General features: G+C 32.1%; 16 protein-coding genes and 1 tRNA gene. 9 read left to right on the top strand and 8 right to left on the bottom strand.

What is annotated here, in order from left to right:
• Positions 1-32 precede the first annotated feature (32 nt).
• Positions 33-2867, bottom strand: coding sequence for a DNA polymerase I (gene polA, locus ACRDEC_RS04915; protein WP_431497312.1), 2835 nt, complete (start codon positions 2865-2867; stop codon positions 33-35).
• Positions 2868-3003: 136 nt separating this feature from the next.
• Between polA and ACRDEC_RS04910 the strand changes: the two genes are divergently transcribed.
• The 5 genes from ACRDEC_RS04910 to ACRDEC_RS04890 all read left to right on the top strand — a co-directional run bounded on the left by ACRDEC_RS04910 (position 3004) and on the right by ACRDEC_RS04890 (position 7041).
• Positions 3004-3684, top strand: a complete 681-nt coding sequence (locus ACRDEC_RS04910) for a response regulator transcription factor (protein WP_431497213.1) — start codon at positions 3004-3006, stop codon at positions 3682-3684.
• Positions 3681-5015, top strand: coding sequence for a sensor histidine kinase (locus ACRDEC_RS04905; RefSeq protein WP_431497212.1), 1335 nt, complete (start codon positions 3681-3683; stop codon positions 5013-5015). Before ACRDEC_RS04910 ends, ACRDEC_RS04905 begins: the two co-directional genes overlap by 4 nt.
• Before the next feature lie 104 nt (positions 5016-5119).
• A complete protein-coding gene (locus tag ACRDEC_RS04900) occupies positions 5120-5296 on the top strand; it encodes a hypothetical protein (RefSeq protein ID WP_431497211.1) in 177 nt (58 codons plus the stop codon).
• Positions 5297-5457: 161 nt separating this feature from the next.
• Entirely contained in the window at positions 5458-6693 is a 1236-nt protein-coding gene (locus ACRDEC_RS04895; protein WP_431497210.1) for a metallophosphoesterase, read from the top strand.
• Between the two features lie 51 nt (positions 6694-6744).
• Entirely contained in the window at positions 6745-7041 is a 297-nt protein-coding gene (locus ACRDEC_RS04890) for a thioredoxin family protein (RefSeq protein ID WP_431497209.1), read from the top strand.
• On the opposite strand, the gene ACRDEC_RS04885 is transcribed toward ACRDEC_RS04890, so the two are convergent.
• Positions 7038-7679 carry a polysaccharide deacetylase family protein gene (locus ACRDEC_RS04885; protein ID WP_431497208.1) on the bottom strand — a complete coding sequence of 214 codons (642 nt, stop codon included), beginning with the start codon at positions 7677-7679 and terminating at the stop codon, positions 7038-7040. The two genes, ACRDEC_RS04890 and ACRDEC_RS04885, sit on opposite strands and share 4 nt — an antisense overlap.
• Positions 7680-7748: 69 nt before the next feature.
• Positions 7749-10949, bottom strand: coding sequence for a DUF2723 domain-containing protein (locus tag ACRDEC_RS04880; RefSeq protein WP_431497207.1), 3201 nt, complete (start codon positions 10947-10949; stop codon positions 7749-7751).
• Positions 10950-11095: 146 nt separating this feature from the next.
• On the opposite strand from ACRDEC_RS04880, the gene ACRDEC_RS04875 reads away from it, so the two are divergent.
• A tRNA-Gln gene (locus ACRDEC_RS04875) sits at positions 11096-11166 on the top strand.
• Positions 11167-11257: 91 nt separating this feature from the next.
• On the opposite strand, the gene ACRDEC_RS04870 is transcribed toward ACRDEC_RS04875, so the two are convergent.
• From ACRDEC_RS04870 to ACRDEC_RS04850, 5 genes are all read right to left on the bottom strand, one after another.
• On the bottom strand, positions 11258-12106 hold the full coding sequence (locus tag ACRDEC_RS04870) for a thiopeptide-type bacteriocin biosynthesis protein (RefSeq protein ID WP_431497206.1): 849 nt from the start codon (positions 12104-12106) through the stop codon (positions 11258-11260).
• Positions 12103-14313, bottom strand: coding sequence for a lantibiotic dehydratase family protein (locus ACRDEC_RS04865; RefSeq protein WP_431497205.1), 2211 nt, complete (start codon positions 14311-14313; stop codon positions 12103-12105). The genes ACRDEC_RS04870 and ACRDEC_RS04865 overlap by 4 nt, the downstream gene beginning before the upstream one ends.
• A gap of 2 nt (positions 14314-14315) precedes the next feature.
• Positions 14316-15989 (bottom strand): S8 family peptidase, encoded by a 1674-nt coding sequence (locus tag ACRDEC_RS04860; protein WP_431497204.1) that lies wholly within the window; start codon positions 15987-15989, stop codon positions 14316-14318.
• Between the two features lie 94 nt (positions 15990-16083).
• Positions 16084-16245, bottom strand: coding sequence for a hypothetical protein (locus ACRDEC_RS04855; protein ID WP_431497203.1), 162 nt, complete (start codon positions 16243-16245; stop codon positions 16084-16086).
• 137 nt (positions 16246-16382) lie between these two features.
• Complete coding sequence (locus ACRDEC_RS04850; protein ID WP_431497202.1) at positions 16383-18092, bottom strand: hypothetical protein; 1710 nt, start codon at positions 18090-18092, stop codon at positions 16383-16385.
• A 469-nt stretch (positions 18093-18561) separates the two neighbouring features.
• On the opposite strand from ACRDEC_RS04850, the gene ACRDEC_RS04845 reads away from it, so the two are divergent.
• From ACRDEC_RS04845 to ACRDEC_RS04835, 3 genes are all read left to right on the top strand, one after another.
• Positions 18562-18969: a hypothetical protein gene (locus ACRDEC_RS04845; protein ID WP_431497201.1), complete on the top strand. Its 408-nt coding sequence runs from the start codon at positions 18562-18564 to the stop codon at positions 18967-18969.
• Positions 18970-19023: 54 nt separating this feature from the next.
• Positions 19024-19791 (top strand): GLPGLI family protein, encoded by a 768-nt coding sequence (locus ACRDEC_RS04840; RefSeq protein ID WP_431497200.1) that lies wholly within the window; start codon positions 19024-19026, stop codon positions 19789-19791.
• Positions 19792-19886: 95 nt separating this feature from the next.
• Positions 19887-22553 (top strand): carboxypeptidase-like regulatory domain-containing protein, encoded by a 2667-nt coding sequence (locus tag ACRDEC_RS04835; protein ID WP_431497199.1) that lies wholly within the window; start codon positions 19887-19889, stop codon positions 22551-22553.
• Positions 22554-22644: the final 91 nt, after the last annotated feature.

Genomic DNA, 22644 nt, shown 5'->3' with positions numbered 1-22644 from the left:
TTTTATAACCTAAATATACTAAAAAATGTTTTCTAATGCGCTTCCAACCAATCTTTTCCTAATCCTAAATCTACATCTAAAGGAACATCCAACTGGAATGCATTCTCCATTTCGTTTTTAATCATAGGTTGTATTTTTTCGAGTTCGCTATTGTGAACATCGAAAACAAGCTCATCATGCACCTGAAGCAACATTTTTGATTTCCAGTTTTCAGAAACCAATTTTTTATGAATGTTAATCATTGCAATTTTTATGATATCTGCTGCGCTTCCCTGAATAGGTGCATTTACAGCATTTCGTTCGGCAGCTCCACGAACCACGGCATTTGCAGAATTAATATCTTTTAAATAACGACGGCGTCCGGAAACAGTCTGTACATAACCATGATCTCGGGCAAAATCAATTTGTTCCTGAATATAAGCTCTCAGTCTAGGGTAGGTTTTGTAATAAGCATCAATTAAAGCAGCACTTTCGCTTCTTGATAAATTGGTCTGATTGCTTAGTCCAAACGCTGAAACACCATAAATAATACCAAAGTTTACCGTTTTGGCATGGCTACGTTGTTCTTTGGTTACTTCTTCCAGAGCTACATTAAATACTTTTGCAGCGGTACTTCGGTGAATGTCTTCGCCGTTTTGGAAGGCTTTAATCATGTTTTCTTCTCCGCTTACAGCTGCAATAACGCGTAATTCAATTTGCGAGTAATCGGCAGAAAGCAACGTATGATTTTCGTCTTTGGCAATGAATGCTTTTCGGATTAATCGACCTCTTTCGGTACGAATTGGAATATTCTGTAAGTTTGGATTGTTTGAGCTCAATCGGCCTGTGGCGGCTACCGTTTGCATATAATCGGTATGAACCCGCTGTGTTTTTGCATCAACCTGTTCCGGTAAAGCCAAAATATAGGTGCTTTGCAATTTTACCATTTGGCGCCAGTCCAGAATTTGCCTTACGATTTCGTGCTCGTTAGATAAATAACTCAGAATTTCTTCGCCGGTTGCGTATTGACCGGTTTTGGTTTTCTTTTGTTTTGCACCTCCGATTTTCATTTTTTCAAAAAGAACATCACCCAATTGTTTTGGAGACGCTAAGTTGAATTTCTCGCCAGCCGTTTCGTAGATTTTCTGTTCCAAATGTTTGATTTCAACATCCATATCCTTCGACATTGCTTTCAGATAATCGACATCCAGGCGAATTCCTTCCCGTTCCATATCGGCTAATACTTCAATTAATGGAATTTCAATTTCTTCAAAGAGTTTTTTAGTTCCGGTATTTTGTAATTTTTCGGCAAAAACATCTTTTAGTTGCCATGTAATATCGGCATCTTCAGCAGCATATTCTTTAATTTCCTCTAAAGCAACATCCCGCATGGATTTTTGGTTTTTCCCTTTTTTTCCAATTAAGGTTTCAATCGCTTTTGGTGAATATTTTAGATAAGTTTCAGCCAAAACATCCATATTGTGTCGCATGTCAGGATTAATCAGATAATGCGCAATCATGGTATCGAAGACTTTTCCTTTTACCGAAACTCCGTAGTTGGCTAGTATTTTTAAATCGTATTTGATATTCTGACCGATTTTTTCGATGTTCTCATTTTCGAAAAACGGAACGAATTTTTCCAGGAGTGCTTTTGCTTCGTCCTGATTTTCAGGAAACGGAATGTAGTAACCTTTCCCTTTTTCAAATGAGAATGAAACACCTACTAATTCGGCGTTTAATGCGTCAATTCCTGTGGTTTCGGTATCAAAACAAACAGAAGTCTGCTGCATTAGGGTTTGTAAAAATAATTGAATGCCTAAATTTCCCTGTACAATTTCGTAATGATGATTCGTGTTTTCCAGTGTATTGTAATAACTGCCGTGTCCTTCGGTACTTTCACTGTCTCCACTGTCAAAAAGGGAAAACTGATCTTCGTTTTTTATTGTTTTTTTTGTTGTTTTTAAAGCAGAATTTCCGTTTTCAACTTCGTCGTATTCTTTTCCTGAACCGAATAATTTGTCAAATTGTGTTTTCAGCTGGCGGAACTCCAATTCTATAAAAAGAGCTTCGGTTTTTTCTACATCAGGTTTGGAGAGTTCATACGCTTCAGCATTGAATGTTACAGGACAGTCGAGTAGTATTGTGGCCAGTTTTTTGGATAAAACCCCTTGTTCTTTATTCGCTTCGATTTTTTCTTTGAGCGCACCTTTCAGTTTGTCCGTATTGGCTAATAAATTTTCCATGGAACCAAATTCAGCCAATAATTTTTTGGCGGTTTTCTCGCCCACACCAGGTAATCCGGGAATATTATCTACAGCATCACCCATCATTCCTAGAAAATCAATAACCTGAAGAGGATGTTCTACCTCAAATTTTGCCTGTATTTCAGGAATACCCCAAATTTCAATATCATTTCCTAAACGCGCCGGGCGGTACATGAAAATATTTTCAGAAACCAATTGCCCGAAATCTTTATCCGGAGTCACCATAAAAACCTGATAATCTTCTTTTTCAGCCTGTTTTGCAAGTGTGCCAATTAAATCGTCCGCTTCAAATCCTGCCTCTTCAATAATAGGAATATGCATGGCACGTAAGATTTCCTGAATATAAGGTACAGCAATTTTTATGGCTTCGGGAGTGGCGTCTCGATTGGCTTTGTATTCAGGGAACATTTCAGAACGAACCACACTTCCTCCTTTATCAAAAGCAACGGCTAAATGATCCGGCTTTTCCCTTTTGATGACATCAATCAGCGAATTCATAAATCCCAATACTGCCGAAGTATCGACTCCTTTGGAATTAATTCGGGGATTTTTGATAAAAGCATAATAACCACGGAAGATTAAAGCGTAAGCATCTAACAGAAAAAGACGTTTTTGTGACATGATTTTGAAAAATTAGAACGTAAAAATAAGCAATCGCTGCCTAAAGTTTGTACTCAAGTTAAATTTTAATTAATTAAAACCGGAATAGAAATCATTCTTTGTTACTTTGAGTGTGTTTTTTGGAAAATAAAAATAAAATATGAACATTCTTATCGTCGAAGATCATCAGGAATTAGCCTCTGAATTAACAGATTATCTTTCTGATACAGGTTACGTTTGTAAATGGGTGAGTGCTTGTGAGATTGCTTTGGAAGAATTGCACAGTAATAGTTATGATGCCATGCTTTTGGATTTAGGGCTTCCGGATGGAAGTGGTTTTGATGTTTTGAAGGCAGTCAGAAAAGCAAAATCCAAAATTGCGGTTATTGTAATTACGGCCCGTGGAGAATTGAATGATAAAATTGACGGTCTTCAGCTTGGTGCCGATGATTATCTTACGAAACCGTTTGCCCTGACTGAATTGGGAGCCCGCTTGTATGCTGTTATCAGGAGAATTCACGGATTTTCGGTAAATGAATTAGAAATTAACGGATTTACGATTCAATTGCAGGATTACAAAGTGAGCTACGGTTCTGTCGCTATTAGCCTGACAAAAAAAGAATTTGACATTTTTCAGTATTTGGCATTGAATAAAAATCGGGTAATTACCAGATTGCAACTTACGGAGCATGTTTGGGGCGACATTCTGGAAGTTAATTCGGATTCTAACTTTATTGATGTGCATGTTCGCAATTTGCGTAAGAAATTAGACAAACATACTAAGCTGGATTGGTTTGAAACGGTAAGAAACGTGGGCTATCGAATTAATTTAGAGTTATGAAAATCAAACACCAATTGGCTGTTTTCAGTGTTATAAACAAACTCATTATCGTTTTGATTTTATGGTTTTTGCTTCCGCTGTTGGTTCAAAAGGTGGTGTTCTCGCATATTGATAAAAGCCTTTTGGAGAAAAAACAAAAATTTGTCCAGCATTTGGATAAAGAAGAAATAAATGATTTTTTAATCCGAAAAGACACAGCCGAAACTTACGCCAGTTTTTCTACTTTACACAGTGAATTTCTGCAATTATATCAGGTTAAGGGTAAGTTGGGTAATCCTAAATCTTTTTATAGAAATGAATCCAGGGTAATCGAAGAAGAAGAAAATGATTTCCGGATATTGTACTTTGATTTTACATATGAAAACAGCAATTACAGACTTGAAATAGGCAATGACCTGAGTGAAATTAAAGACCTGATTTATGTTATCAGAGTTTTTATTTTTATCATTTTAATAGCATCAATTTTGGTCACTTTTTTTTCCGAAACCGTCTTTACAGAATATTTGCTCAAACCTTTCAATAAAATTATAAAGGCAAAAATAAAGCATATTGATAATCCGGACTCTTTCGATTTTAAGCCGGTTGAAACCCATTCCAATGAGTTTAAAGAACTCGACGAAGGTCTAAATTCAATGATGGTCAGGATCCAGGACGTTTTTAATAAAGAAAAACAATTTATTGCGAATGTTTCCCATGAACTACTGACACCTATTGCGTTGCTCAAAAACAGGTTCGAAAATTTAATCCAAAATAAAAGCCTTGATGATCAGGCAATAGATAAAGTAGTAAGCTCTTTAAAAACACTGGATGTTTTAAAAAAAATCATCAATAATTTATTACTGATTTCCAAAGTTGAGAACAATCAATACCATGTTGATGAAACAATCAGTATCAATGAATTAGTAAAGGAATTAATCGAAGAGTTTGAAGATCGGATCAATGATAAAAATATTCAGGTACGATTTGATATCAAAGAATCAGTTGTTATAAAAGGAAATAAGACATTATTGCACGTTATGTTTTTTAATTTGATCGGTAATGCAATAAAATATAACAATACAAACGGAAACCTGGTATTTTCAGACACAATCATTAATGAGCATTATGCGGTTGTTATTTCGGATAGCGGATTTGGGATGTCACAAAATCAGGTTACACAGTTATTTAATCGTTTTACCAGGTTGAATTTCAATCAGGAAGGGCAGGGGTTAGGGTTAGCTATCGCTAAAAGTATTGCACAATTGCATCATATTGAAATCGAAGTTGCTTCTGAAATAAACAAAGGAAGTTCTTTCAGTTTGCTGTTCCCAAGTGTTTCGAAACATAAATAAAAGTTAAATTGATTTATAGCGGTAAATCTTCATCTAAACTTCATTTTCGGGTTCTAATTTTGACATATAATTAATAACAAATAACAATTTAAATAGTAGAAATCATGAAAAAATTATTGATGTTAGCCGTTTTAACCTTAGGAACAACTGCTATGGTAAATGCTCAAACTGAACCTGTAAAAAAAGTTCCTGCAAAAGAAGTCAAAATGAAAAAAAACAAAATGCACCACAAAACTGAAAAAACTGAAGCAAAAGCGGATGAAACAAAAGCTAAAAAATAATTAAGTTGGCATTTACTTAATTTATTGAGGGAGATTGAGGAATGGTTTTTTGGGGCCGGCAAAATTTTGCCGGCTTTTTTAATTGTATCAGAGTTAAATTTTTAATAAATAAGAAATTCCCAAGGCTAATATTCGTTATTTTGCTTAAAATTTTTAATATAATGATTTTACGAATTCTTATTTTAGTAGGAGTCCTTTTGTTGATTGAATTCTATGCTTTTCAGGCTTTTAGAGCAATTGTCAAAACAAAATGGATTTTAAATACATACCTAGTAGTCAGTGTTTTAATTGTAACTTATATTGCGTATTCTGTTTTTCAATTTGATCGTCATATAGGACAAACCCAAAAAACATTATTTACAATGGGGCTATTTTTGTTAGTTTACTTACCAAAAATTATTATTACTGTAGTGCTCTTAGGAGAAGATATTGTTAGGTTTTTTGCCGGATCAGCCAATTATTTTATTGAATACGATAATCGCGAAACCTTTCTGCCAAACAGAAGGAAATTTGTGAGTCAGGTAGCGCTAGGCTTGGCGGCTGTGCCCTTTTTGTCTTTGATTTACGGAGTGACAAAAGGGAAATATAATTTTAAAGTTTTTAAGCAAGATGTTTTTTTTCCTGATTTGCCTGATGCTTTCGATGGATTTACTATTACACAAATTTCAGACATTCATAGTGGGAGTTTCGATAATTCTGAAAAAATAATTCATGCTGTCGATTTGATTAACGAACAAGTTTCAGATATTTTATTGTTTACAGGTGATATTGTCAATGCTAAAGCGGATGAAATGCATCCTTGGATTGAAGTTTTTAACAGATTGAAGAAACCGCAGTTTGGTAAGTTTTCAATTCTTGGAAATCACGATTATGGAGCTTATCTGGAATGGAATTCGGAAGAAGAAAAAGCTAAAAATTTTGAAGAAATAAAAGATTTGCACCGTCAGATTGATTTTAAGCTGATGCTGAACGAACACGTGAAAATTAAAAAAGGTACTGATGAAATTGCTTTGATCGGAGTTGAAAACTGGGGGAAACATTTTGGACAGATAGGAAATTTGGACGAGGCTTCAGAAGGAGTTTCGACAAAGGATTTTAAAATTTTAATGAGCCATGATCCAAGTCATTGGGAAGAAATTGTGAAAAACCATGATAAGAATGTTCAGTTAACTCTTAGTGGTCACACGCATGGAATGCAGTTTGGTATAGAAATTCCGGGTTATTTTAAATGGAGTCTGGCGCAATATATGTACAAACAATGGGCAGGCTTGTACGAAGAAATGGGCAGGTATATCTATGTAAACAGAGGTTTTGGTTTTCATGCTTATCCGGGGCGTGTTGGGATTATGCCTGAAATAACGGTAATACGTTTAAAAAAAGGACAAAAATTAGCATAATTTGGTAAAAACACTATATTTGTATAACAAAGTTTAATAAAATATTACACTATGTCAAAATTTGGAGAACTTATAAATACCCAAGTGCCGGTTTTAATCGATTTTTACACCGATTGGAATGAGTCGTCACAGTCTATGCATCCGGTAATAAAAGATGTTGCAGCTGCATTGGGAGATAAAGCCAAAGTGATTAAGATTGATGTAGATAAAAATCAGGAATTAGCTGAAGCACTTCGGATAAAAGGATTACCAACATTAATGATTTATAAAGAAGGTCAAATGATGTGGCGTCAATCCGGCGAATTAGATGCGAATACAATTATCGGCTTAGTTCAGGAGCAAATCTAGTATATTACATCAAAAATAAATCCTTTTTCTTTTAGGATTTTAATTGTTTTAGGTAAAGCATATTGAGTATTTTTAAAGGCTTTCACACTGTCGTGAAAAACAATAATGCTTCCTGAAGTTGCTTTTTGAGTTGCATTTTCCAAGCATTTTTCGGGTGAAATATTTTGGTCAAAATCAGCGGTAAGAACATCCCACATAATTATTTTATAACCTGCTTTTAGCAATTCTTGAGATTGCGAGGGTTTTATTTTGCCATAAGGTGGACGAAATAATTTACTGTTTCCGGTTTTTATCTTCGAATTAATCTCTTGTTCACACAATCTAACATTCTTCAGATAGTCGTTTTTCGTTGTTTTCCAACCTTGCAGATGGTTGAAAGTATGATTTCCTATGGCGTGACCTTTTTGGGTTACTTTTTCGAATATTTCGGGGTGTTTTTCAATATTGCTGCCAATGCAGAAGAAAGTAGCTTTAATGTCACTTTCTTTAAGAACTTCTAAAACCCATTCGGTGATTTCAGGTGTTGGTCCATCGTCAAAAGTGAGGTAAATTTTTTTTTCAGTATTGGGAATGTCCCAAGTCTGATTACTAAATAATCGCTTGACGAAACGAGGTGTTTTTATCCAATAGAAATCCATTTTGTAAAAATAAGGCTTTCAAAGTAAAACTCTGAAAGCCCAATTAAAATTTTTGTCTTATCTGTTTTTTTATTCCATCTCAGCTCCAAAACGCTCAAAACGTTTGTTGTAGCTGTTGAATATGGCTTTTTGCTCGTTATAGAAAGCATCGTCCTTATTGTCTTTCATGATGTGAAGTAAACCACGGTATCTTTCAATGCTTGTGAAAATATCAACTCCCATATCGTTTTGGTCTACAGGGTCTATTCCGCTGAAATACCTTAAATTATCTTGGTATTTTGCCGCTAATTGTTTTAGTAATTGACGTGCTTTTTCTTTCTCTCCGAGTTTATAATAACCATCAGCAAAAGGATCAACCATACTATAGAAGTCATAATAATCCAAAGGCATTTTGGTTAATGCCAATTCGATTATTTTTTTGGCTTTATCATTTTTACCTTCTTCGATTAACTGATTCATTAATCGGGTTAGGTTAGTTCTGTAGGAGATACAATCCTTACGCGTTTGAGGGTCGTGGTAAATGTCTTTACTGTCTCCGTTACCCCAAGTCCATTTCATGGCATTTTTATACATTATATCCGAATCGATTTTGCCCATGTCAAAACCATAAGCATCTTTAGGAAGCGGTGTTTTTATTGGGATCAGCCTGTAAACCATTCCGTCGAGTTGCAGATAGTCTTTCATCCAGATATAATCTTCGTCCGCGAATGCACCCGGAGAAAAATAAACAGGTCTTTTCCAATTATTATTTCTTACGATATCAAGCATCATCAGCCTGTTTTTATATAAAGCATCGCCTTTTATATCAACGTCAATATAAGGAACTATGGAGTCTTGGTATTTTGGATTGACTACTTTGTTTTTTAGTACTGAATTTTTATCAACAGGAATTCGGATTTTATTTGAAGGATAAAAATGAATGCTCTGTCCGTTTTTCATTTCGATTAAAGTTCTTGGATCATCACTTGAAACAAAATCGAAAAATTTATTTACATCAAGTCTGTCTTCAGTTGTTTTGTCAAAAATCAAATAATCACGAGTTCCCGCAACATAATCTTTATGTGAAAATGAAATAGGTACAGGGTCAGAATCATAAGCTTTCGCTTTCATTTGATCAATATACCAATCAGTCATTAAAAGGCTGGTGTTTACTATTCGAACGTCAGTTCTGTAGCCTTCAATTTCCTGTAAATACCATAAAGGAAAAGTGTCGTTATCTCCAATGGTAAATAAAATAGCATTCTTCTCACAAGAATCAAGATACGCTCTGGCTCCTGAAGTTGCAGTATATTTTCCTGAACGATCGTGGTCATCCCAGTTTTGGACAGCCATTAAGATTGGGGCGGCGAAAAGACACGCAGTTATAGCAATTGGCGCTGCTATTTTTGGAGTGATGTAGGCTTTTATGAAATCGTAAATTGCATAAACTCCTATTCCAATCCAGATGGCAAACACATAGAACGACCCAACAAGGGCATAATCTCGCTCTCTTGGTTCAAAAGGCCTTTCATTTAGATAGATTTTAAGTGCAATTCCTGTAAATAAAAATAAGGCAAGTACAACATAAAAACTTTTGATGTCTTTTTTGGCATGGAAAAAGAATCCGATTAGTCCAATGATAAAAGGTAAGAAGAAATACGTGTTTCTTCCTTTGTTGTTTTTCCAGTCGGCAGGAAGGTTTTTCTGTGAAGGTAATCGTAATTCATCGATAAAATTAATTCCGCTTATCCAGTTTCCGTCTTTTAAGTCGTATTCTCCCTGGTTGTCGTTTTGTCTTCCGGTAAAATTCCACATCAGATATCTCCAGTACATATATCCGAACTGGTACTGAAACATAAAGGTAAAATTGTCTAGCGCTGTTGGTTTTTCAACATCGAGATAGTTTCCATAAGATTTAAGAAATTTTTCATAATCTTCAACATCTAATTTTCCGGATTGATACGCTGCTCTGAACTCAGAGACAATTTGCAGTAATTCCTGTTCTTCGGCATACTCGGCCTTAACTCTGAAATCAAGGACATTGGTGAATTTCATATAATTTGCAGCATGCTCCGTACTCCACATACGAGGCAGAATCGCTTTTTGCTTGTCATCCGTATTTTGTCCGGCATTTTTGTAATTGTTTACAATCACATACTCTCTTTTTTTATAATCACGCTCGTAGTTCGGTTTTTCATCAACATACGGGTTGTTTTCATCCAGACCGGCATAAGCATCTGAGAACTGAGGTCCGTAAAATAATTTTTGTTCACCATATTGCTCACGATTGTAATACGCTAAAACTTCTCGGGCATCTGACGGATTGTTTTCGTTTATAGGGGTTTTCGCATTAGCACGAATTGGCAGCATCATCCAGGTAGAAAAACCGATAAAGATGAATAATACGCAAAGGATCAATGTGTTATAAAGTACTTTTCCTTTTTCTCGTGTATATTTCAAGCCGAAATAAAAGAAAGCAATCAATAGAATTGTTACAAAAATGGTTCCTGAATCGAAAGGCAATCCCAGACTGTTTACCATAAATACTTCGGTAGCACCAAAGAAAGTCATAGTCCATGGTAATAATAATTTGAAGATAAAAAGCAAAACAGCAACTACTACTATGTTGGCTATGATAAAGCCTTTAATTGTAATGTTCTTGTAATTTTTAAAGTAATATAAAAAACCGATTGACGGAATTGTCAGTAATGCCATAAAGTGAACACCGAACGAAAGGCCTACTACCAATGAGATAATCAATAGCCATTTGTTTCCGCGAGGAGTATTCATATCGGCTTCCCAGCGTAACCCAAGCCAAAAAAGCAAAGCGATGAGTAATGTTGCCATGGCATATACTTCAGCTTCAACAGCATTAAACCAAAAACTGTCTGAAAAAGTAAAAGCCAAAGAACCTACAAAAGCACTTCCTAAAATTGCAATTGCGTTGTTTTTATTGAGTTCGGTATAGGAAATAATGATTTTTCTCAACAAAAGAGTTGAGGACCAAAACATAAATAATATGGTAAAAGCGCTTGAAAAAACGGACATCATATTGACCATCAGTGCAATATGTTCTTTGTTTGTTGCAAACATTGCAAAAAATGCACCAATCATCTGGTATAAAGGAGCACCCGGTGGATGTCCAACTTCAAGTTTTGCAGCTGTTGCAATATATTCTCCGCAATCCCAAAAACTCATGGTAGGTTCTACAGTAAGAGAATAAACCGTAAGAGCGATAAGAAAAGTTATCCATCCCAGGACAGTATTCCATTTATTAAAGTTGAAAGACATATAAATTTTTTGGTTTATGTTTTACAATACAAAGAAACCATTTTTTTGTTTAAAGAAAAGGTTAAAATAAATTTTTAATTTTTTTCTGCTAAAAACTTGCGAGAATTAAAATTTGTAGTAAATTTGCACTCGCAATAACGAATTATTGGTCTATGGTGTAATGGTAACACAACTGTTTTTGGTGCAGTCTTTCTAGGTTCGAGTCCTAGTAGACCAACAAAAAAGCCCTCAGAAATGAGGGCTTTTTTTATTTTTTGTAAATTCAATGAATAAAATGTTTTTAAATCAAATTATAATTTGAAGAATATTTAAAAAGCATACTCTATTTTCTTATAATGCCGATATAAATGATCATAAATTACACATTCATACTGTCTTTGTTTAGAAGTAAACTGTCTGTTGATCATCATGTGTATATGACTGCTTAAAAAAGAATGCAATGAGATTTCCAACTCGGATTTAATTTCTGGTATAATTTCAGATGCTGATTTTTCTTTCATACTGATGATTTCGTATAATTCAGAAAAGTCATCTTTCATTTTATAATTTAAAAAAGAATGAATTTCATCCGATAATGTTCTATAATGTTTATCAAATCCCTTCTTTAAAAATTTATCTGCATTAAATTCTTTTTTAAAAGATAATTGAAGATTATTTAATAATTCCAATTTTTCCTCGATAGTCAAAGAAAAAGAATTTAAAAAACTATCTATGGAAAGAAAACTAAATAACAGCTGGGTGTCATCTTTTATAAAATAAGGCTTTAATAAAATATAATTTAAAATCATTTCGCTATCATAACAAAATAAACTTTCTGAGGCTTCCATCGTTTTTTCACCGTATCTTTCTATTTCTCTTTGATAGGTGTCTAATTGTACTTTCCAAATAATATCTTGTCGCATTAACTCGTCTAAAATAGGAGACAATTTTGAAATTATTTGTAAAATGTTTTCATTTTTTGAACTGTAAAAACGAAGTCGTAAATGTTCGTCAGTATCTTTATAACGGATAAAAAACCATTTTTCAATAATATCCTTCGATTTTAGTTCTTCTATGATGGGATATAATTTTTCAATTAAAATAGTATCTGCGATCTGCACACCTGTGTAAACTTTATAATACAACCATTCACTTCCTGTACAATAATTCCTTTTCATACAGAAGCTTTTTTATAAAATGACATAACAAACTGATTGGTAAAGTTTTCTCCTTTTTCATTTTTGACTACTGAATTTTCAGTAAATAAAAATTCTTCTAAAATTATTTTTGTAAATTTTTTTACAGAATTTAAAAGCATTTTGATACAAATTTCCTGATCCAAATCAAGCAAAAGAGTATTGTCATAATCTACCCAATTTACAAACCTTGGTATGTTTTTATTTTTTTTCCAATTACCAAAAACGGTAGTTATCTGACTTTTATCTTTTACTATCCTTTTTATTTCACTATCTGAAACAATCCATTTTGCTTTTGATAGAATAATCTCTTTGTATTTAACTCTTGGAAAAAACTGATAATGTTGTTCTAAAACACCCCACTTAAATCCATAAATAGGCTTCGTGTCTTGAAACTGCAAGTCGCATAAAAAATGATAAATAGGTAATGAATTGACAGAATAATTGTGAGCATTCGACAAAAAAGGAATGACCTCTTTATTATGCTTCTTTGATTTTAAAATAATGGTGTTCCTATCAATTGAAACCGTTAAATCATTTATATCAATTTGATAATCTTTTGACACACTTGAATTAGCTAAATACGGAATTTCATACTTTCTTAATGTAGGTCTTCTTATCACATTTCCCGTTCTTGATTCGGGTATATGAACAATTTCTGCAACAATTTTATTCTTATGATACTCTGTTTCTTTATCAATAATTTCCCTGGTTAAATGATGAATTTCTTCATTCCCATTACAAAATCTCCCCAATAGTTTTGAGCCACTTGTATTGCCAGAGAGATTGATTGCGATTATTTCTTTTCCCTCTTGTTCTGTAATTTCAGTAATTACCGAAAATGTAGGAGGTGTATAATCAAAGTTGGAATCGAAATTTGAAAAATCTTTCTCTGACAAAATGATTTCATTTTGATTGTCATTGATAGCATCTTGCAATTTTCGTTCTAAGACAAAATCGATTTCAGTCCAAATTTCCTTCTCGTTTTTTTCACTTCCGGATTGAAAAGGAAATCTATCCAGTATCGAATGTGAATCATTGTTTTTATTGTATTGAAGATAGCCAATTCCAATTTCAGTATCTAAAACGGTAGCTAATGGCATTTCTCTAGTTTCGTATCTTTGAGAAAAAACATTCATAAAATCTATCAGGTTTTGAGATTTATAGTGTTTTTGAATACCATTTAAAAAAGTTAATGCTTCAATTATTTTTTGATAAACTTGGCTATTGAGTTCATTTACAGATGTCGTAATGGTTAAATCTGTTTGAAACAGATATTTTGGTTCGTATTCAAAAGCTAATTTTTCAATGCCTTTTTTTATGTTTTGATAATAGGTTTCGGTATCAAATAATGATTGGTCAATACTCTTAAATTCATTTCGAAAATCTTTTAACAAAATTTGCTTTTCCTCAGAATCTGGAATCTTCTCGATAATATTTAAAACTCTTTCAACTTCATCGTCTCCAGTTACACCTGCTTCAAGTTCACTCACTAAAAACTGAAAATCGATAAGTTGGTATATAAATTCCAAGGCTTCCTCTTTTTCAGATTCATCACTAACAATCATCTCGATCATTTCATGTACAGTACACCCTTTTTGAAGCTGTCCTATTAATTGCTCTAAGACCAATGATTTTCGTATAGCAGAAATGATGTGTTCCCGTTTGCCTTCTCGATATTTATATTCGACATAACGGAAAAAATCACCAAAAGAATAAATAGAATTGTTTGGGAAATATTTCAAGGAATGAATGTACTCTTTTTGCTTTTCATTCTTCTGCAAAAAGCCAATCCAAAAATGCATGTCAAATTGTGTAAATCGCTTAAATTGATGATGTGATTTTACAACAACATTGGTTTCTGATGAAAATTTACCCACTGTGCAACCGGCAAACAAACCAAAAGGGGTACAACGGGATGAAATTCTTGAAATGTATTTAAGCAAAGTAATCTCTAAGCCTTCTTTTTTTTCTTGAGATAATGTTTCAGGACTATTTTTCAACTGATTAAAAAGCTCAAGCAAATCAGGGGAAGCCAACCGAATAGCTTCATTAAAGAAAGGCTCCCCAAGATAGGCTACTGCTTTTTCTAAATTATAATTATCGAGTAAATCCAAATAATCTGACACCAAAAATGATGGCGTCCTTAAAACATATTGAGGAAATGAACGAATAGCAAATAGGCTCATTTTTATTTGCTCACTGTTTTTGCCATTTGCATCGCATTATATACGTTGAGTATTCGCCCCGTTTTTGATAATTCTTTGAATAATATTTTTTTACCCTTCCCTGCTGGGATATAAACCTCATTATCATACGGAGTTCCTGACTCTAAAATAATTTGTTTTACCTGTTGAACGGTTAGCTTTGGATAGTATGACCATATTAAAGCAGCTGTACCCGAAACCATAGGAGCAGCTAACGAAGTTCCCGAATCAAATTCATATTCATTGTCCGGGATTGTTGTATATATGTATTCTCCAGGGGCAAACAAGTCTACATTCTTTTTACCATAATTTGAGAATTGCGATACAATCAATTCACCATCTTTATTAGATATTGAACCTACGTTAATAAAATTATTACATACTTCTCCTTTGTTATCATAATTGTAGTCACTTGGATAATAAGGGTTCACATCTACATCCATGCCATCGTTACCCGATGCGTGAACCAACAATACATTATGCTGTTCTGCATATTTGTAAGCATCATTAACCCAATCTTTATGAAGAGAAAATTCTTTACCAATAGACATATTGATTACTTTAGCACCATTATCTACCGAGTAACGTATGGCCATGGCAATATCTTTGTCATGTTCGTCTCCGGAAGCAGAAATGTGCAATGGCAGTATTGTAATATTATCTGAAAAACCTTGTGTTCCAATTTGATTATCTCTCCTTGAAGCAATAATACCCGTAACTTTTGTTGAATGATCTTTTGTTGATGTAACTCCGGGAATCGTTGAACTTACCTTGTTATTTCCATATCCTTTTTCAAGAATTGCGGGATTATCACCAATTAATTTACGCTCTTCGAAATTAATATTAAGATTTCTACTAATAACCGAATCTAATTGCCTATTCCTTTCTTTCAGATCTTCTAATGTTATTTCATTTACTTCAATATTACCAATCATGTAGTCAATTAATGCTCCTAAATCACGATCATTACTATCCCTTCTTTGCTTAAAAGTTTTATCATTGATCTTGTACTTTTTATACATGCTATCTAATTGTTTAACAGTATAATCTTCTTTAGGAAAAAAATATTTTAATGTATCTTTAACAATAGGGTATACTTCAATGTTAAAGATCATAGATTTTTGCCAGTTTTTATAAAATTTACTTTTCGCCTCATATTGTTTTATTGCCCTTTGATACTCCTCATAATTAGCAATTTCATCACTCGGTATATCTGATTTAGTTTTATTTTTAAATTTAGCATCCCATTCTCTAATATATCGAACATATTCATAGTTCTCATACACCATATACCCTCCACTTTTAGTTCCTACAAAACTCCAGCCATTAATATCATCAACATACCCATTATGGTCATCATCAATTTTGTTGTCAGGAATTTCTTTTTTGTTAATCCAAAACGCTCCTTTTAAATCCTCTTGCTGTAGATCAACTTGACTGTCTATGACGGCAACTATTATTTTTTTTTGATTTTTGGTAGTTTTCTGAGTTGCATAAAATTTACCTAAAGATATTCCTAAGACTTTATCATCTTGAAAATCTTTTTTATACCAGTTTTTTAAGTTATCATCATTTGTTTTACTGTCTCCGTTTGTTTGGGATTCAGAATTAATGCCAAATAAAAGAGATGTTATTAGAAAAAAAATATTACGTTTCATTTATATTGTTTATTTAAAAGAAAATGCAAAAAATGAAATGTAAAAAGGCTCATTTTTATCTCACATTTCTTTTATTAGTCATTAAGGTTTAATATTAATCAGCACAGCGATTTGTTGATCCACCTAATAAAATAGTTATTTCGATAGTTGGTTTATCAGGATCCTGTCCATCACCTCCCCTAATAGTTTTCAAATTACGTAATTTAGCAATTTCAAATTTTTCTAAATTAAATTTAGTTTTTTTAATTTTTTTCATAGTTTCAGATTTTTATTATTAAGTCAAAAATAATTATTTTATTACGTAAAAGATTACAAGTGAGAATTATGGTTCCCTGAATTTATTAATTCAAGGTTTTTATTTATGTTTAAAACATTGATAATCAGTATCTTGTGCTATTCCATTTTTTTTAATTCCTGAATGAAAAAACTAGGCTTTAATTTCATTCTTTTTTGAAATGCCAACGAAAAAGTATCTTCATTATTAAAGCCAAACTCAATCGAGATTGCTTCAATGGTATATTTTATAAGTTGGTTATTTTGCTGTAACTGCAACACACATTCGTCAATTCTTAAATCATTAATGTAATCACTAAATTTTTTATTTTTATGAGTATTAATTACTTTAGATAAATAAACTGTATTTGTTTTACAGTTTTTAGATAAAGACTGTAATGTTATTCCAGTTTTAAGATATTCTTTTTTATTCTCAAACAACAATAGGTTTTTCAAAATTCGGGCTTCTACATCATCAGAAATTGTTGTTTCTTTTACTTTGATTGCTTTCTCATTTAATTGAAATTTCACTTCACTAGATTCGATTTCTTGATTAATGCTGTTATCGATTATTTTTTTGTTATTCGATACAATTTTATCAAATCTTTCCTTGTAAATTTTCTTCATTCTATATTGATAATAGAATAGTCCAACAACCAATACTATTAAAAGCAAGATTCCAATTATGTAATAGGATTGGTCTTTTTTTAGAGACTTTATCAAAATTTCTTTTTCTTTGAATAAATGAGGTATATCGTACTGCTTCACTAATAACTTGTACATTTTATTGTGGCTTTGCTGAAAACTGCTATCAATACTAATGTATTTTGTTAAGTATTCTAACTGTTTTTCTTTATCCCCTTTACTTTTATAATATGAAATCAAAAAATGATAACCTCCTACTAATTCAGGATATATTATTTTATTTTTGATATACATCGAATCTACTTTTTTATAATTTTTTAGAGCAAGATTTTCATTTCCTACCCCTTCATTAATTTTACCTAAATAATAATACAAAGCCATTATATTAGGTATGTCATTGTATTTTTTTATCATTGGCAAAGCTTTGTTTACACTATCAAGTGCTTGCTGATAATTTTCATTTACTACCTGATTGGCTCCTTCATTTAATGTAAACATATAAAGCATCTGTTCATTCTTCGTAATTTGTGCTTCATTATAACCCAATTTGTTATAATAAGAAGACGAATCAGTTTTTTTTAATGCCTTATACGAATCAGCTATGCCAAATATTGTGTTTTGATAAATTGCAGAATATTTCGGATCCCTTATATCAGTCTTTCTGTAATGATTAAAAATTTCTTTGTAAATCTGTAATGCCTCTGTAATTTCTCCCAAGTTTTCGGATTTTGAAATAGCTATAAAAAATCTAGCCCTATAATAATCATCAACCCTGTTGTGCTTTATAGCATACTCTTCTGCTAACAGATAATTATTTAATGCTTCCTTAAATTTAGATTGCCTTTCTAAAATGGCTGCCTTTTCACAATAAGCAGAATTAGGAAAGCTTGGATCACCTGTATTAATAGAATATTTAATTACGCTATCTAAATACATTATTGCTTTATCTCCTTTGTAAATTAATGAATGATAATAGTATCCTCGAATGATTTGTTTATTATCTACTTCCGTTTTTGCCTTATTTAAAAAAGCGTTTGCATATATTTTTTGCTTCGATTTATCATTCTCATTGTCGAAAAAACGTTTTTTTAATTCCTCAAAAGGTAATTTAGTAAGTTCATTGGGTTTAATCTGTCCATGTATTGTGGAACCAAATAAGAGAAGAAACAAGTAAAAGAATTTCATAAGGAGTATAATTTGTTATTTCGGAGTAGTTATTGCGTATATTTTTTTGAATTACTAAAACTAATTCAAACTTAAGAAAAATAAGGCTTTTATTACAAAACTTAAACCTTGAATTAATAAATCACTGGTCGGAATTAATAAATCCTAGCGACCTTCATTTGTGTAATTCAAATTCACTTCCTTTCTTTGCTTTGTAAAAATGATAAAAAATCATACAAAATAAAAACTTGTGATAAAATCATTTTAGGAAATATATACGATATTTCAATTAAATGTTAAAAACATTATCTAGCTAGTAATTGCGGGAGTAGTCTTTTTCCCAAAGAAACCAAAAAGATATACTGTTTACTTTTTAAGTTGGATTATGTAAATAGTAATTAAGAGTAAATCTGACAAAAAAGCAGCCTTACCAAAAATGTTTTCGACGACATAAGTAAGACTGCAATTAATTAAATTATTATACAAAATTATGAAAAACTTTTTATTTGGCCTAGTGGCTATCGTTATGTTTTCTTTTGCTGGTTCAGCTAATAATGTTGCAAACCATTCTACAGATCCAAAAGAAGTTAAAACAGAATCGGCATCGATTACGATTCAAACAAAAGATGCTAAAACAGTTTATGCTTTCAATTCATTAAATGATTTTAAAAACTACACAAATCAAATTATTGAAAGTGTTGACAGCGTATTGCTTGAAGAGGCTTGTACGGTGACTATCACAATGACCGTTACGGTTACTGTGAGTGGTGGGGTTCCTGGTGTAGCACAAGCAGAAGTTGCAACTTCAGTTTCCGGATCAGTTACTACTTCGTGTGCAGACGCAGTTGCGGCCGGTAAAAAATTACGTGCTAATCTTTTGTTAATGGCGCAAGGTTAATAATACAAAAGCCCTAACCGTATTTAGGTTGGGGCTTATTAAAAAATTATAATTATGAAAATAAACAAAGTGTTTTTTTTACTTTTTTGTGGAGTTCACTCTTTTTCCCAAGACTTTGTTTCAACGGCCAAAGTTGAGTATGAAATGATTACTAATATTAATGGATCGTTTCAAAATCCTGAAGCTTATCTCTATTTTAATAATATGTTTTCAAGATTTGATTTTAAAAACAAAGAAACTTCTGATAAAATATCTGAAATTAAAAATGTTGAGAATGTGTCTAAAATAATGATTAAAAAAGCAGATACTACAACAAGTTCTATTTTTATTAATCCTGCAAAAAATGTTTTATACGAAATTGCATATGGCGAAGTCATTTTTGAAGATAATAATCTACAAAATTGGGAATTAATTGATGAACAAAAAGTTATTGGAAATTTTCAATGCTCGAAAGCCATTTGCTCTTTTAGAGGTAGAGATTATACAGCTTGGTACGCCAATAGTATTCCTGTTGTTTTTGGTCCTTGGAAATTTAATGGTTTACCGGGACTAATCGTTGAAATATACGATTCGAAAAAAGAAGTTTATATGTCGGTGAAAAAAATAAACATGCCATTTTCAAAAAACATCAATGGAATTGATCCTAATAAAACGCTTATTTCGAGAGAAGAAGCACAAAAAAAAGTAACTGAAAAATTGGCTAAGCAAAAAAAAGACTTAGAAGAAAGAGCAAGGATAATTGAAAGCTCCTTTAGCAAAGAAAATAAAGTGAAAATTAAAGTTTCAGAACCTATTCTTAGTAAAGGTATTGAAATTGAATAAAAAAGAATTATGTGTTTTGCTTATAATTCTGTGATGATTGTTATTACTAACGCATTGAATAATTTATTTTTTAATCGTTTCTTTAAAATTCTAAAATGAAACAATCCCATTTCTTTTCTTTTATAATTGTATTATTTGGTTTTTCTGTCAGTGCACAATCTCTTATTTCTGGAGAAATCAAAGACAATGCTGAAAATCCTATCCCTTTTGCCAATATTTATCTCAAACCTATGGACAGTAATGCAATTGTGGCTTTTACCACAACTGATAAAGATGGAAATTACCATTTAAAAATTAATAAGATAGGAAGTTATAATCTCAGTTTCAGTGCGCTGTCTTTTAAAACGGCTACTTTTCCAATTATCTTAGAAAATAATAAAAGTTATACTCAAAATGCAAGTCTTGTCGATGCAGTAGTAGCACTTAATGAAGTTATTGTTCAAAAAGAAAGAGCTATAATAATCAAGCAAGATACCATTATTATGAATGTCAATGCATTTTCTAAGGGTAACGAAAATGTGGTAGAAGATTTGCTTAAAAATTTGCCTGGGGTGAACGTGTCTGATGATGGAACTATAAGAATTGGCAATCAGGAAGTAGAAAAAGTGATGGTGGAAGGCGATGATTTTTTTGAAAGAGGGTATAAATTACTCACTAAAAACATGAATGCCAACACTATTGATAAAGTAGAAATCTATAAAAAATACTCTAATAACCGGTTTTTGAAAGGTATAGAAAATAGTAACAAAATCGCTTTGAACTTAAAATTAAAAAAAGATTTAAAAATGCAGTGGTTTGGCAATATAGAAGCGGGTTATGGTTTGATTTCTGAAAACCGTTATGAAACCAGAACCAATCTCATGTCTTTTGGCAAAAAAGCCAAGTATTATGTTATTGCCAATATAAACAATACAGGAGCAAATGCTACAGGGGATATTAACCAACTCATCAGGCCTTTTCGCATGGACGATATAGGAACTCTTGGAGATGACCAGCAAGTTAATAGCTTACTTAGCCTTAACGTGCTAACTCCATCACTCAAAGAGGAACGAACAAATTTTAACAATGCTGAAATGATTTCTTTGAATGCAATTCATACACTTTCGACGAAACTAAAAATGAAAACTTTAGGATTTTTCAATTGGGATGAAAATGACTTTTTCCTTAATGAATATCAATCCTACAAAATAAATGAGACATCATTCACAAATACTAACAATCTTACATTAACCAAAAAGAAAATCATAGGTTTTGGGAAAATTGACTTGAATTATGATCTGTCTAAAAATAAAATGCTTGAATTTACAAGTAAATATAATAATGGACGTGAAAATGGGATGTCGCAATTAATCTTCAATACAACAGCTACCAACGAAAAGCTAGATGAACAAAATCAATTAATAGACCAAAAAGTAGTATTTACCAACAAGGTTAACGAGAAGAAAGTTCTGATTTTAGTCGGACGATATATCAACGAGAAAACCCCACAAACTTATGCCATAAATTCGCTTTTATTTCCCGAGTTGTTTCCTGCTCAAGTGAATACAGAGAAAGTAATGCAACAAAGTGAAAATAAAATGCAATTTAGCGCGATTGATGCCAATCTCTTAAGCCGGAACAGCAATGGTAGTCTAATGGAGTTGCGAACAGGTTTAAAATATCGACAGGATATTTTAAACACACAATTAATGCTTGAGGAAAATAATACAAATACAATAGTACCGGAAGGGTATCAAAATGAAGGAAAGTATATCAGTACAGATGCCTATCTAAATACCAAATATTCATTTAAAAGAGGGAAATATACTTTGACTGGAGAAATCGAAGCACACCAATTATTTAATAAATATACCGATGTGGGAAGAAATGACAAGCAAGCTCCTTTTTTTGTCAACCCAAAGATTGGGTTTAACATAGAAATTGATAAAAGTAATAGATTTTTTTCTGTTTATTCTTATAATAAAACAAATGCAGGTATCTTGGACATCTATAACAGTTATGTACTCACTGGATATCGTAGTTTTGATAAAGGAACGAATACAGTTAATCAATTACAAGCCAGTTCAATTCTCCTAAATTATGGATTAGGAAATTGGGGAACCAAATTTTTTGCAAATGCCTCTTTTATTTATACTAAAAACCATGATTTTTATACTACCAATAGTATAATATCACCCAACTATTCACTAACAGAAAGAGCAATTATTAAAAATCAAGATTTACTGAGTGCCACTATTGATGGAAATTATTTCATAAAAGTTATTACATCCAATTTTAAATTGAATTTTGTGTACGCCAATTCAAACTTTAAAAATAGAGTCAACAATCAGGAGCGTGAAGTAAACACCAACAATTTTAACTATGCTTTCGAGTTACGCTCTGCTTTTAGGGGAATGTTTAATTATCATATTGGATGCAAATGGAAAACCAGTGAAACAAAAACAACAATTGTCAATAAGAACACTACAAATATTAGCTTCTTAGATTTAATTTTTGATTTTAATAAAAAATTTAATATCAACATAGAATCCGAGCGTTATTTTTTTGGAAACTTGGACAAAGACAATAACAGGTACTATTTCTTAGACCTAGAATCAAAATATACCGTCAAAGACAATAAACTTTCGTTTACACTTTCAGGTAAAAATTTATTTAATACTAAAACATTTAGTGAATATTATGTAAGCGATGTTTCGGTTTATGCTACTGAATTCAGATTATTACCACGTTATGTTTTACTCAAAATAGATTATCGATTCTAAAATTTTTGGTTTGTTAGTTGTTTATGCAGGCCTGCAAGATTTGAACACTTGTAGGTCTGGACCAAAAACGATTTTTTCTAAATTAATATAT

The organism is Flavobacterium sp., assembly GCF_050696275.1.
GTDB lineage: Bacteria > Bacteroidota > Bacteroidia > Flavobacteriales > Flavobacteriaceae > Flavobacterium.
This window is presented reverse-complemented; position numbering and strand designations above follow the sequence as displayed.